This is a genomic window from Brevibacillus borstelensis (assembly GCF_037834415.1).
GTDB classification, from domain to species: domain Bacteria; phylum Bacillota; class Bacilli; order Brevibacillales; family Brevibacillaceae; genus Brevibacillus; species Brevibacillus borstelensis_A.
Map to the genome: position 1 here is coordinate 58,837 of NZ_JAUMSJ010000012.1, position 11,850 is coordinate 70,686.

The 11,850-nt window shown below is 52.0% G+C and carries 15 protein-coding genes; 6 read left to right on the top strand and 9 right to left on the bottom strand.

What is annotated here, in order from left to right; translation table 11 throughout:
- Window positions 1-59 precede the first annotated feature (59 nt).
- On the top strand, window positions 60-908 hold the full coding sequence (locus Q3F21_RS12285) for a DUF1444 family protein (RefSeq protein WP_340252902.1): 849 nt from the start codon (window positions 60-62) through the stop codon (window positions 906-908).
- Between the two features lie 4 nt (window positions 909-912).
- On the opposite strand, the gene Q3F21_RS12290 is transcribed toward Q3F21_RS12285, so the two are convergent.
- The 3 genes from Q3F21_RS12290 to Q3F21_RS12300 all read right to left on the bottom strand — a co-directional run bounded on the left by Q3F21_RS12290 (window position 913) and on the right by Q3F21_RS12300 (window position 3,174).
- On the bottom strand, window positions 913-1,872 hold the full coding sequence (locus Q3F21_RS12290; protein WP_340252904.1) for a hypothetical protein: 960 nt from the start codon (window positions 1,870-1,872) through the stop codon (window positions 913-915).
- Between the two features lie 22 nt (window positions 1,873-1,894).
- The gene (locus Q3F21_RS12295; protein ID WP_340252906.1) at window positions 1,895-2,944 is read right to left on the bottom strand and encodes a DUF2515 family protein; all 1,050 of its coding nucleotides are present in this window, start codon (window positions 2,942-2,944) and stop codon (window positions 1,895-1,897) included.
- A gap of 89 nt (window positions 2,945-3,033) precedes the next feature.
- Window positions 3,034-3,174, bottom strand: coding sequence for a hypothetical protein (locus Q3F21_RS12300; protein WP_340252908.1), 141 nt, complete (start codon window positions 3,172-3,174; stop codon window positions 3,034-3,036).
- A 100-nt stretch (window positions 3,175-3,274) separates the two neighbouring features.
- Here Q3F21_RS12300 and Q3F21_RS12305 point away from each other — a divergent pair, with 100 nt between their 5' ends.
- Window positions 3,275-3,595, top strand: a complete 321-nt coding sequence (locus Q3F21_RS12305) for an iron-sulfur cluster biosynthesis family protein (protein WP_340252910.1) — start codon at window positions 3,275-3,277, stop codon at window positions 3,593-3,595.
- Window positions 3,596-3,597: 2 nt separating this feature from the next.
- On the opposite strand, the gene Q3F21_RS12310 is transcribed toward Q3F21_RS12305, so the two are convergent.
- Both Q3F21_RS12310 and Q3F21_RS12315 read right to left on the bottom strand, forming a co-directional pair.
- On the bottom strand, window positions 3,598-4,047 hold the full coding sequence (locus Q3F21_RS12310) for a DUF441 domain-containing protein (RefSeq protein WP_340252912.1): 450 nt from the start codon (window positions 4,045-4,047) through the stop codon (window positions 3,598-3,600).
- 124 nt (window positions 4,048-4,171) lie between these two features.
- A complete protein-coding gene (locus tag Q3F21_RS12315) occupies window positions 4,172-4,480 on the bottom strand; it encodes a YfhH family protein (RefSeq protein WP_340252914.1) in 309 nt (102 codons plus the stop codon).
- A gap of 87 nt (window positions 4,481-4,567) precedes the next feature.
- On the opposite strand from Q3F21_RS12315, the gene Q3F21_RS12320 reads away from it, so the two are divergent.
- Complete coding sequence (locus tag Q3F21_RS12320; protein ID WP_340252996.1) at window positions 4,568-5,401, top strand: glucose 1-dehydrogenase; 834 nt, start codon at window positions 4,568-4,570, stop codon at window positions 5,399-5,401.
- A 320-nt stretch (window positions 5,402-5,721) separates the two neighbouring features.
- Here the strand turns inward: Q3F21_RS12320 and Q3F21_RS12325 are convergent, their stop codons facing one another.
- From Q3F21_RS12325 to Q3F21_RS12340, 4 genes are all read right to left on the bottom strand, one after another.
- The gene (locus Q3F21_RS12325; protein WP_340252916.1) at window positions 5,722-6,366 is read right to left on the bottom strand and encodes a cell wall hydrolase; all 645 of its coding nucleotides are present in this window, start codon (window positions 6,364-6,366) and stop codon (window positions 5,722-5,724) included.
- A 120-nt stretch (window positions 6,367-6,486) separates the two neighbouring features.
- On the bottom strand, window positions 6,487-7,041 hold the full coding sequence (locus tag Q3F21_RS12330; RefSeq protein ID WP_340252918.1) for a hypothetical protein: 555 nt from the start codon (window positions 7,039-7,041) through the stop codon (window positions 6,487-6,489).
- A 5-nt stretch (window positions 7,042-7,046) separates the two neighbouring features.
- Window positions 7,047-7,826: a hypothetical protein gene (locus tag Q3F21_RS12335; protein WP_340252920.1), complete on the bottom strand. Its 780-nt coding sequence runs from the start codon at window positions 7,824-7,826 to the stop codon at window positions 7,047-7,049.
- Window positions 7,827-7,915: 89 nt separating this feature from the next.
- The gene (locus Q3F21_RS12340) at window positions 7,916-8,617 is read right to left on the bottom strand and encodes a peptidylprolyl isomerase (protein WP_340252922.1); all 702 of its coding nucleotides are present in this window, start codon (window positions 8,615-8,617) and stop codon (window positions 7,916-7,918) included.
- 279 nt (window positions 8,618-8,896) lie between these two features.
- Here Q3F21_RS12340 and Q3F21_RS12345 point away from each other — a divergent pair, with 279 nt between their 5' ends.
- From Q3F21_RS12345 to Q3F21_RS12355, 3 genes are all read left to right on the top strand, one after another.
- Window positions 8,897-10,045, top strand: a complete 1,149-nt coding sequence (locus Q3F21_RS12345; RefSeq protein WP_340252924.1) for a trans-sulfuration enzyme family protein — start codon at window positions 8,897-8,899, stop codon at window positions 10,043-10,045.
- 161 nt (window positions 10,046-10,206) lie between these two features.
- On the top strand, window positions 10,207-10,770 hold the full coding sequence (locus Q3F21_RS12350) for an RNA polymerase sigma factor (protein WP_340252926.1): 564 nt from the start codon (window positions 10,207-10,209) through the stop codon (window positions 10,768-10,770).
- On the top strand, window positions 10,767-11,843 hold the full coding sequence (locus Q3F21_RS12355) for a hypothetical protein (protein ID WP_340252928.1): 1,077 nt from the start codon (window positions 10,767-10,769) through the stop codon (window positions 11,841-11,843). The genes Q3F21_RS12350 and Q3F21_RS12355 overlap by 4 nt, the downstream gene beginning before the upstream one ends.
- Window positions 11,844-11,850 lie beyond the last annotated feature (7 nt).

Sequence of the window (11,850 nt, forward strand, 5' to 3'; positions counted from 1 at the left end):
AAATCGGACTAGCTATATGTCCAGCATCAAGCAGCGCCTTTGGAAAGGGAGGATAAGTCATGGGAACAACCAGTCGGCAACTTCTCATGCAAAGCGTAGTGAAATTGTTGAACAGCCGGCTTCCCGCAGGCATCTCCTGCGTGGGAGCCGATGGGGAAATCCGTATTGTAGACACGAAAGCGGGCAAGGAATTGACGCCAGGCATTCCGTTAACCCCGCTGTTTGTCCGAGCCGAGAAGTCTTCTCAGGATTCTTTCGCGCTGACGCAGGTGTTCGCGGAGCGTGTGCTCGCCATTGTCCGGGGGCATTTGAAGGAGCTGACGCTAGAGGGGGCGGAAAGCCGAATCTACCCGGTCCTGAGACATTCCTCGTTTGTGAGGAAAAATCCGGAGCGCTGGGTCCATCGGCAGCATACGGAACAAACGTCGATCCTGTATGCGCTGGACGATGCGGAAGGCTATCGCCTGATCGAACGCGACATGCTTGGCGATGCCGGGTGGACAGCGGAGGAGCTTCATCGGCATGCCATCAGCAATCTTCAACAAATGCCGATCCCCAAAAAGCAGCAAAAAGTGGGGCCGCACTTGCTCACCTTTATTACGACCGCAGACGGCTACGCGGCAAGCAGAATCTTGCTTTCGACCTTAATCGACGAGATGGAATCGTCTCGGACAGGGGATATTTTGGGCGTCGCCATTCCCCATCCGGATGTTCTTGTTTTCGGCGACTTGCATGGGGACTCGGGGGCTGAACTGCTGTCCAGGCTCGCGTATGATTTTGCATCCAAAAGCTCGATGCCGATCTCACCGCTCCCGTTTGTCTGGGAAGCAGGGGAGCTCATTCCGATCGTTGTTGTCGCGCATGAGAAAAAAGGATCGGGCCGACAGCCAGGCAGCCAGGACCGTTAATCGCTCAAACGTTTTGCCCCGGTTGGCAGCGGATATTTGCGACCTCCATCGCCAACTCCATGAATCGACCCGCCTCGTGAATGAGCCAGTAAGGGCGGCGAGGACCTTCGACGTACATGGCTTGGGCGGTAGCCAGCATGCGATTCACGCGGGCAAGATCGCCCATCCGCAACGCGCATACGCCCATCGTCATCCACGGGTAGGGGTCGCCGGTCTGGAACCGTTCAAATTGCGGAAAGGAACGCGTGATACGACTGTATAGCAAGCGGGCGATTTCTGCTGAAGCAATGCCGTAAACGATCGGAAACGCTTGGGAAGTGGCATCCGGGTACCATTTGCGCCAGGAGGGGAAAATTCGACCGTATACCGCAAACGATTTCCGAAGCGGGCTGTACATCCGGCCGATCCCCTGCCGGCAAGCTTCAGCCCGCAGCTCTGCTTCCTTGCAGGCTGTTTTGTTCCCCAACAGGGAAAACAGAAAGGCCGCATCCTCCAACCCCTTTGCCACCTCGCAGTTATCCATCAAGTACTTGACCCGATAGGAGCCTTTCGCCCACGTCAGGCCGTCGTTTTGCTGCAGACGTCCAATTCCCTCCAGAAGCTCCAGGCATTCTTGTTCCCTGTCCTTAAGCCATACGATATCCTCGGCATACCGCACCCATTCTGCCAGCAGGCTGAACAGCGTGGCATGGTAGCTGTCTTCGCTGTCGGCCGCCCCGGTGTCTTCGAGCAGTTCACCGCGAATCACGAAGTCATTCACATAGCCGTTTTCATTCCTGTTTTGTAGATACCAATCTATGTGTTCTTGCACGATTTTGAGCTCTCCCAGCCCGATCATGGGGATCAAGGCGAGATTGGTGAAGTAGGGATTCACCTGATTCCTTTCAGGTCCCAGCCGAAATGTGCCACATGGCAATCGGCAGTCCAGAATGTACTGTTTTTGTGCACGAACAGCCGCCTGCATGAAGCACAGCCTCCCGTTTATTCTATGGGCGAAAAGCAGTAACGAAAGTGACGCCCCACTCAATCATATGCAGGGAACGAATGTATTTCTCCTCGTCAATGGTGGGCAAATCCGCGCGCTGTTCCAGCTCCGCCAGCCATTTGTCGTCACGATACCAGTCGACCCCGTCAGCAGGAGGGTGTTCCCGATCAGGCCATGCGGCAGCAAGGCCTGGACTGTACAGCTTGGGACTGCCAGCCCGCAATTCCGTGCCGTCGATACGCGGGGTATAGGTGCTATTCTCATCCACAGCATGCGGCCGCGGCGAAAAGAGGTGGGGCCAGTAGTCTGCGCGGGAACCGGTATGCGGAATCCGCTGGGCCCACTCGTATATTTTGGCCAAACGAACAGGGTTGTCGAAAAGTAGCTGATATAAGGTTTTACCTGTGGCGATCCGCTGTTCCAACGAGGGAAAACGTTGAATCGTCATGCCGCAAAGGCGAAGCCTGCGATCGGTCGGGTGCTCCTTGTACGGAAAGATCACCTGGTTTAAAGAAAGAACGGATTGGGCAAAGAAAGCCGGGCTAAAGAAGATGTGTTTCCGGGCAAAGGGCTTGTCTACCACTCTTTGCTCGATATACTGCTGTTCATTGACAATCAATGCACGTGTCAAAAGCTGGCTGTCACGCTTCTGCAGGAAGGTTTGCCAAATAGGCTCCATAAAGCGCGATACACCAAGAGCCGGCAGAAGCAGAGTCAAGTCTTCTTCTGTTTCCTTCATTTTTTCGTAGAGAAGCAGCTGGGCGTAGGCATCGTGGAAAATCAGCCAGTTGCAGCGTTCGAGAAACCAAAACGTGCGTTCCGATTCGGCCTTATCCACGAGCCGGGGAAGCCATTCTCCTTTCAGATCGGTCATATTCCACCCGCCATTGCGGGAAACGAGGTGGGCGAGCAAAGCCCAGTGCACTTCAGGATGCTTGCGAAAAAAAGCCAGGTACGCCTGGGTGCGAGTGAGATTGTTGCGATTGGCCGCATTGGTTGCGCGGCGAATCTCTGCCACGAGTCCGCGCTCTTCGGTAACGATCGGCTTCATCCGGATCTGCCTTTCTTTTGTCGGTTCTGCCTGGTTCAGGTCATCCAGGGTTACAGCAAAAAAAGCAGGCCTCTGTGGTGACCCGCCCTTTATCCAATCATTTCCAAAACAAGAAGCCGCACCAATAGATTCTCCTTAGCTTCTTCCCACGTTTTTCCGATTTTGATGATGCGCTCAGATTGGTATTCCATTTCTGCTATAAACATTCCATCTTGCTCGTAGATGTGCATATTGAATCGTCTCCTCCAAAAAGCCTTTCAACCATTGTATGCTATTATGGAGGAGATGATGCATCCAAAACAAATGAGAACCCAGGAGTGGTGAACCAGCATGAAGATAACAGCGACACAGTCGGCCATCGCTATTCTGCAGCCGATGACTGCGAAGCAGGGACAAGCGGTGCGGATCAACGGGGTATTAGTGGGAGGCTGCGGAATGACTGTCGAATACGGATTGTTTTGGGATGACAAATCCCCAAACGACCAGATGACTGAAGTAGAAGGCGTAACCTTCCTGTTGGACCCGGAGACTGCCGAATACATAGGGAGCAGCTCGCTCGTCGTCGATTATCGGGAGCAGCAGGGGTTCCGGCTGGTAACCCCCGAGCAGATTGTCGCCTATGGACTTCGAGTCAAAGGAAGATGGGAATAAAGCTATTTCGGGAAGAATTGCAAAATGAAAGCGAGCATTCCCGCCGCGATGAGAGGGCCGACCGGCACACCGCGAAAAAACGTCACACCAATGATGGTGCCTAAAAGGATGCCGGTTACGACCAACGGATTCGCGGTCATCAATGTGACCCCTCTGCCGCCCAGATAGGCAACGAAAATTCCAACAAATACGGCGACGATCGATTGCCAATGAGTGAAAATGGAGAGGATGGTTTGCGGGTTGATCTTTCCGCTTGCGAGCGGTGCGAGTACGCCGATCGTAAGCACGATAATCCCGATCTGCAAACCATACTGTTCCAGAAAAGGAAAGGCCTTTTCAATGTGCAGCAGCCTTACAAGGAGCAATACGGCTACGGCAATCGAAACGGCAGAGTTATTTCCGAGAATGCCCATGGCAAGCAGGGCTAACAGCATGAGGTTAATCATGTCCATGTTTACAAATACTCTCTTTCTTTTTGCCCTTATTATACCCGAGTAAAGCGCCGAAGTGTCACAAAAATTGCATGAGAAAAGCCGGTCTCCTTCCTGCCAAGACCGGCTTTCATACTCCCACCAGTTATACCCACATCTCGAGCATGCCTACGGGAAAGCCAACAGCCTCGGGCGAGTCCGGAAATTTCCCCCAGGCAAAAACGCCGTTGAAATACTCGATCGTAAACGGTTGATCGTGTTCGTATACACGATAGACGCCCCCAATGCGAAATTCGCCGGTCCCGATGTAATACGACTTGGCCATAAAAAACTTTTGTTGATACACAGCCAATTGAGACGAGTCGCCGAGCTGCTTTTTCTCTTCGATCAAGAGGCGCAGACGCTCCATCTCTTCCTGCAGCTCAGCCAGGGTCATTTGACTTAACAAACGCACGCCGACGACCTCCTTTCCACGCCTCCCATTGTAACAGGAAACAGGGGAATTGACCATGTACAGCGAATGCTAATTCAAAGCAGTTCCATGCGGCGTGTGGAGCAGGCAACCAAATATATAAGGAAGAAACGCATCGACAAGAGGAGGGCGAGAGAGATGAATCGATTTGACCTGACAGGGAAAACGGCAGTCGTAACCGGAGCGGGAAGAGGCATCGGTAAAGCACTGGCGCTAGGATTGGCGGAGGCAGGCGCGAAAGTAGCGGCTGTAGCCCGAACAGATGCTGATATACACGAAGTGGTACAGGAGATCGAGCAGAAGGGCGGAACAGCCTTTGCAATCCAGTCGGACCTGACAGAGGAGGGAGCAGCGGAGAAGGTAGCTGCTGCGGTGACGGAGAAATGGGGCCGTTGGGATATTTTGATCAACAATGCCGGCATGAACATCCGCAAAAAAGCGCTCGACGTATCGACGGAAGACTGGGACAGAGTGGTTGACCTCAACCTGAAGAGTACATTTCGCATGTGTCAGGCTGCGGGAAAAACCATGTGCGAGCAGAAGTATGGACGAATTGTCAATATTGCCTCGGTTGCGGGACTGGTCGCCCTTCGCACGGGAGTTGCCTACGGCGCAAGCAAATCCGGCGTGATCCATATGACACGGGTTCTTGCTCTGGAGTGGTGCAAGTACGGCGTCAATATAAACGCGATTGCACCGTGGTATTTTCGTACTCCGCTTACCGAACAGCTGCTGGACGATCCGGCATTTTTGCAGGAAGTATTGAGTCGAACTCCGAGCGGACGCATTGGCGACGTGGAGGATTTGGTCGGGCCGGCGATTTTCCTGTCTTCGGATGCTGCCGCATACATCTCTGGCCAAACAATTGCTGTTGATGGGGGAATGTCCATTTACGGGTTCTAGACCAGAGCCCGTCTTTTTGCAAAAAAATAGCACTCCCAAGGGGAATGCCAAAATTTTGGGGGCGATTGAGAAAAATGTCGATTGGCTTCAAAAGACAGCGCTTTGCTCTCACCCAAAGCGGCAAGCTTTTTGCCATTATTTTCACAGTAAGCATAATTAGATAATCAAGAGACCTAATCATGCGTACTGTGAGAAATCGCATACTTTTCTCAATGCGTTGAAAAAGTGCTTACGTGTAAACTGTAACAGAGAAAGGTTAACAGTACATAAAATAAAAATAAAGTAATATTAAATTTCATTCACAAATCTAATATTTCGACTTATCGAGCAAAAACATGATTCTGAATCCGCAGCATCGGAGTTCTCGACCGAATCCAATCCGACGTGGCTGTATTCGGGTTGAAAAAATACAAGGCCCCTCGGGAAGGGTCTTGCCCGTTGACCGCATCGATGACAGCCCTTCTTGCCGTCTCGTTTGTGTCAGGTGAAAGGCGGCCGTTTTTTACCGGAGAGAAAGCATTGCGGGCGAAAATCACCTCATAAACCGTGTTTGGGAATTGAGGAGACTCTACCCGATTCAACACGACAGCAGCGATGGCCACTTGTCCCTCGTATGGTTCCCCCCGGCCTTCCGCGTAGACCAACCGGGCTAACAGCTCCATATCCCGTTTCGATATTCTCGCTTTTCCATTCCGTACAGCAATTCGCCGATCATCGCGGCTTACTTGAACAGAGGTATGTTTTTCGCTTGCTTTGCGAGGTTTTATGCTTTGTTGCAGTGCATTCTGCTTGCCTGCCGCTTTGCTTTTCGCTTCCTGTTTCTCGCCATTTGTCGGCAGGGAAGGGCCCCATGTTAGCAGCTGGGGGGCAGTCGCGTTTGTCGGGGTGACAAACAAGCAGAGCAACAAGATCACAAAGCTGTTAAGAAAGAAGAAAAAGCGCATTCGCGCTTCCCGTGTCATCACGCTTTAAACCACTCCTTTTCGCTTTTTGCTCGAATGTCGCGGAAGCGAATCAGGTCATGTGCCAGTTTACCTGTGGATTGGAAGTGGTTCAATAGGAGATTGGTTCCATAGAACTATTTTCTAATGAGCGAGCTGGCGCGCTGCGAGGCGAACCAGGATTAGCGAATACAAACAGATAAAGAAAAAAATCAGCTGCAGGACGAACAGAAGCGCGGCAACCCCGGCTTCGAAGTGGGGAAGAAACGGCGAGGCGAACGCCATCGCCAGAAACACAGACAGCAGTGCTCGCTGGGCTCCTTCGACTTTTTGGGAGAATGCAAAACAGCCTTGATTTTGGGCGACTGAGCGAATCGCCTGATACAAGGCGTAAAGCGTCAGAAAATGAAAGACTCCCTGAATATTTTCAAGAAAGAGCGTCATGGCGTAAGAAGTCAGTGGATTGCCTTCGTCGCTCCCTGAGAGGAGAATTTTCAGGACTCCACGATAGACGACAGAGGCCGCTGCAAAATAAATCACGATCCAAAATTGCGGATGCTGCGCGGCTAGTGTCCGCAGACCGAGGAAGAGCAGGAAGTAGCCCACCAAGTCTGGCAGCAGATCAATCCCCTGTACGTGAAAAGACAACAACAGAAAAAGCAGGCCCCACCATATTTGCAAATACGCTTTTCGATACATGCCGGCTATCCTCCTTTCCGTATGGCTTGCAGCAGCTGATCGCCATCGGATCTGGCCCGGAACGGCATATGCTCTACAGTTTCAGTACCATCTGCAGTCCGGAAGTGCAGATGAATCAGTCCGTCAAAACTCACTCCGTCCTCAGAAGCTATGCGATAGGAGACTTTAAGTGGCTCTCCCTTCGAAAATAAGAGTGACTTTCCCTTTTCCCACGGGGAGTCATTGATCGAAACTTCCAAATCTTTGGCGGATATGGAGGCAGGCAGCAGCGTGACGTCGGTGAGTGCAGCGTCTTTGGCAAGGCGAAAACTGGCGCTTCCCTCGTCGACCGAGCCTTTGCCGTGATAGCCGCTCAGCACTGTGGAAGGCTCTCCTTCCCGGTCTTCGTCCAGATAGAGCTCACCGATGTCAACCATACGTGAAGAGCCGTCTGAAAATGTCACTTCCACCTCTGTTATTTGCTTTGGGATATCCGGCACGTTGGGGATGATAAACTCAGCTCCGCGGTATTCCACATAATTGTCCAGAGTGTATCGGCCGTCGCCGCTTGTGGCACGCAACGCCGAGGGAAAGCCGGGTACGACGACGCTTCGCACCTCTCTTTTGTCGCTGGCGTTTTTCACAAAAGATAGATTCCATACATAGCCTTCACTGAACAGGGGCAATCGCTGGTAGTGGCGCAGTAGATACGGTTCACTGAGGGTTTTGTGCTCATACCAAACGATACTGAGTACCCACAAGCAAAGCCAGACTACACCGGCTGTCAAGATTGTCTTTTTCTTCATCCATGTACACCTCAAAAGAAATGGACGCTTCAGATTGGCAAAAGTTTCAAAAGGAAAAGCCGCCGGTGGGAACCGACGGCTTTGCTGCATTATTTCTCTTCAATCGTAATGGTTTTGATTGTTACTGGCTGCTCCGGGACGCTTTGCTCGTTGGGGATTACCGGGTTTGCTTTCACTTTTACCGCGGCGATTTTGTGAACGACATCCATGCCGCTTACCACTTTGCCAAAGATCGTGTAGTCTGGGGAGTTGTTCAGGCCTTCGACATCTTTGCCTGTACCGATAAAGAACTGGCTGCCGTTGGTGTTACGCCCGGCATTGGCCATTGCAACGATGCCTTCCTCGTATTTGTGTCCGTTGTTGAGCTCATCTTCAAAGTTGTAGCCAGGGCCGCCGGTTCCATCGCCTTTCGGGTCGCCGGTTTGGATCATAAAGTCTTTGATTACCCGGTGGAAAGTCAGGTTATCGTAGAACTTGTCCTTCGCCAGGAAAACAAAGTTGTTGACTGTTTTGGGAGCGTCCTTGGCAAACAGCTCAACCGTAAAGTCTCCCATGGAGGTCGACACTTTTGCAGTGTACTTTTTGGACGTATCGATCGACATCGCCGGGTACTCCTTGTATTTTCCCGGGGGTGCCGGCTGGGCCGGAGTCTTGTCCTTTTCTTTCGGTTGTTCTTGTGCCGGTTGATTATTTGTATTCTCCGGAGACGCAGACCCGTTATTGGAACTGCAGCCAATCAGAAGTCCGATTGAAAGCACAATCGTGAAGAGAGCCAGTAAGGATTTCTTCATCTTTTCATCCATCCTTTCACATGTCCTTGATTCACAACACACATTATCATACACTTCACTACCTCGTCAAAATTCGGAAGGGATATGGAAAAGTTGAGGAAACGATTTGAAAGAAAAAAATCCTCTCGTTTTCAGAGAGGATCGATCGTATTAACCCAGCTTGTACAGGGACTATATACCCATATGTTTATAGGGGCTAAACCTGCAAGATTTGCGGATTGATTGATAGCGGGAGACACATGGTATAATGTTAGGAAATGTGACATTGGAGGGATTCGCGTGGCAGACCGCTTTGAAACCAAAACCGTACTTATTGGACATGAGCCGCTGAGGCAGGTAACAGGGAAAGCGTCTCCCATCTACCAGACGTCTGTTTTCGCTTTCTCGAGTCTGGAGGACGTTGAACGATATTACGCCGGCGAAGGAGAATTTTTGTATACGCGCAACGGAAATCCAAACCAGCACGAGCTTGCGGACGCAGTATCGCGGCTTGAAGAAGCGGAAGCGGGAGTCTGCGCGGCATCCGGTATGGGAGCGACCATGGCAGGTCTGCTTGCCGTCCTGGGACCGGGAGATCACGTGCTCGCTTCCCACGAGATTTATGGGGGTACCTACAGCCTGTTGTTCAACGAGTTGACCAAACTGGGAATATCGGCAGAATGCATTGACTTAAGCCGCCTTGATTCTCTCGACGAGCATATCCGTTCCAACACAAAGCTGTTTTTCATGGAAACGATCACCAATCCGCTGCTGACTGTAGCCGATATGCCCTACTGGATTCAGCAGGCAAAAAACTACGGCCTGACGGTCATGGTCGACAATACGTTCGCGACGCCATATTTGGTACAGCCGACTCTTTTCGGAGCTGATTTGGTCGTCCACTCGGCAACGAAATACATTGGAGGGCACAGCGATGTAACGGCTGGAGTCCTGGTGGGGACAAAAGGGCTGATCGAGCGGGCCAGACAAGTGGTTGTCAACTACGGAGCGTCTCTCAGTCCGTTTGAGGCATGGCTGACTGCGAGGGGACTGAAGACATTGGCTCTGCGGATGGAGAGGCAATGTGAAAATGCCAGTACAGTGGCACAATTTCTCAAGGGCCACCCGGCCGTGAAACAGACGTTTTATCCGGACGCAGAGCACACCTCGTTCTTTTTCCGTCAGAAGCAGGGGGCGATGGTCTCATTTACGCTTGCCGACGAGAGCCGCGTGTACGATTTTTACCGCTCCCTGAGCTGGATCAAGCTGGCTCCTTCTCTGGCTGGCGTGGAGACGAGCGTCTCTCATCCAGTCACAACCTCCCACCGGGCCCTCTCAGAAGAACAGCGAGCCGCAACCGGAATCACGATGGGGCTCGTCCGTTTGTCCGTGGGTATCGAGGCAGCAGAGGATATCATGGAGGAGCTTGATCGCGCTCTGCTTGCATGATCTGCCAACATTTTACCTTTTTTAACAATTTTTTTTCGCCAAATCCTGTAACATTTTACCCATTTGAAACGTAGTACCTAGATGTAGTCCAAAAGGGGGAAAGCTCCTGTAAAGGCGATTTTTTTTGGAGAGTCGTTTCTTACAGCGGGTGATGAACAGTGATGGAGATGGCGATGAAGCGTTCAGAAGGGCCGTCCTCCGAGTCATCTGAGCAATATTACGAAGCGCGCGATTTTAGCGAACTGTACGATGAATACTTTGACCGCGTAAACCGCTATCTTCGCTGCCGCGTCCGGAATCCATGGGACGCAGATGACTTGACCACGACGGTCTTTTTGAAAGCGCTAGAAAAATTTGAACAATACAGCAGAACCAGTCCCTTTGCATCCTGGGTTTTTCGGATTGCCCACAATACGTATGTCGATTTTATGCGAAAAAATCGGGAAGTGCCGGTGGACCAGGAGTTGTTCATGGGAGCAGAAGCGGACGAGACATGGCAGCCAGAGCGACTGACCCTGCTGAATGAAGATATACGCATGCTTAGGGACCGCATGGAATTATTGACACAGGACCAGCGGGACGTGCTGACTCTGCGTTATTTTGCCGACCTGAAAATCAGCCAAGTGGCAGAAGTGTTGGGGAAAACGGAATCCAGCGTGAAAATGATCTCCTATCGGGCTTTGCATCAGCTCCAGAGGATGTACGAAAGGGGAGACGACCAATGAAAGACCAAGAACGCTTCCCCAACGGCGATTACGAAGAAGGTACCATCGCGCAGCTTCTTTCACACCTGCAAGAGCTTAGGCGTGCTGTACCGGTAAACTACTTGCTCAAAGAGAAGCTGAAAATGCAGCTGCTCCAGCGTATCCAAGAGCTTGAACAGGAACGGAAACGAGGACAGATAAAGCAGAAAAGCGGCAAAGCCCGCCGACTTTGGCTCGTGACGGGCGGAGGGCTTATCCTGCTATTGCTCGCTGTATGCCTCGGCCCTTGGGGCGATCAGTCTCCCTCCGTGCGTCACTACTCGATGATGACACTTGTCAATGACGGGGCTGAAGCGCTTGTCGATCTGAATCCGAATGGCACGATTGTTGCCTATGTGGAAGACAAGCGTGTCGTCAAGACAAGAGATCTGGCTGATTCGCAGCCAAAAGGGACCGTTGTCTTGCCCAATGACGGCGGGACATACACTGCGGTATCCTGGTCAAATCGGGGAAAACAACTGGCTGTTGTGGAGCGGACGGAGGAGTTTTCGCGGTTGTGGATCGTCAACCTGGCAGATGAGGAACGGCCTTCCAGCAAGCAGCTGCTGAAGGAGGAAAAAGGAGTTGCATTTGACGCACCGAGCTGGTCCCAATACGACGAGAGTATCGCCTATTCGCGCCGGACGAATGATGGAACCGAGGAAATTTGGGTAAGCAGCACTGTAGCCATGCAAGACTGGAAGCTGGTCGAGGGTACGCAGCCAGCGTGGTCCCCTGACGGAAGGTTATTGGCTTTTGTAAAGCAGGACACCGTTCACGTCATGGAGGTGCGGTCGGGAGCGGTAACACCGCTGGAGACAGGTGCGTGGCCGTCCTGGAACGATGACGACAGCCTGACGTTCACTACACCGGACGGAAAAATAAAGCAAGCCCGGCTGAATCAGGACCCTCCTGATATTCGAGTTGTTCCAATACGTCGATTAGGGGAGGGCGCATTGCTCAAGGCTCAGTGGTCCAGTGACCGTACCCACCTGCTCTTGACTCAGAAGCGGAAGGGTGAAACAACGGCCACAATTTCAATTGCGTCACGATGACGAGCGG

What these genes read in the sequence shown, in the direction of transcription:
- Q3F21_RS12355 (WP_340252928.1), top strand. Translation starts at nt 10,767, where the DNA reads ATGAAAGACCAAGAACGCTTCCCCAACGGCGATTACGAAGAAGGTACC.
- Q3F21_RS12300 (WP_340252908.1), bottom strand. Translation starts at nt 3,174, where the DNA reads ATGCACATCTACGAGCAAGATGGAATGTTTATAGCAGAAATGGAATAC.
- Q3F21_RS12350 (WP_340252926.1), top strand. Translation starts at nt 10,207, where the DNA reads ATGGAGATGGCGATGAAGCGTTCAGAAGGGCCGTCCTCCGAGTCATCT.
- Q3F21_RS12330 (WP_340252918.1), bottom strand. Translation starts at nt 7,041, where the DNA reads ATGTATCGAAAAGCGTATTTGCAAATATGGTGGGGCCTGCTTTTTCTG.
- Q3F21_RS12305 (WP_340252910.1), top strand. Translation starts at nt 3,275, where the DNA reads ATGAAGATAACAGCGACACAGTCGGCCATCGCTATTCTGCAGCCGATG.
- Q3F21_RS12340 (WP_340252922.1), bottom strand. Translation starts at nt 8,617, where the DNA reads ATGAAGAAATCCTTACTGGCTCTCTTCACGATTGTGCTTTCAATCGGA.
- Q3F21_RS12320 (WP_340252996.1), top strand. Translation starts at nt 4,568, where the DNA reads ATGCGGCGTGTGGAGCAGGCAACCAAATATATAAGGAAGAAACGCATC.
- Q3F21_RS12285 (WP_340252902.1), top strand. Translation starts at nt 60, where the DNA reads ATGGGAACAACCAGTCGGCAACTTCTCATGCAAAGCGTAGTGAAATTG.
- Q3F21_RS12295 (WP_340252906.1), bottom strand. Translation starts at nt 2,944, where the DNA reads ATGAAGCCGATCGTTACCGAAGAGCGCGGACTCGTGGCAGAGATTCGC.
- Q3F21_RS12290 (WP_340252904.1), bottom strand. Translation starts at nt 1,872, where the DNA reads ATGCAGGCGGCTGTTCGTGCACAAAAACAGTACATTCTGGACTGCCGA.
- Q3F21_RS12335 (WP_340252920.1), bottom strand. Translation starts at nt 7,826, where the DNA reads ATGAAGAAAAAGACAATCTTGACAGCCGGTGTAGTCTGGCTTTGCTTG.
- Q3F21_RS12310 (WP_340252912.1), bottom strand. Translation starts at nt 4,047, where the DNA reads ATGGACATGATTAACCTCATGCTGTTAGCCCTGCTTGCCATGGGCATT.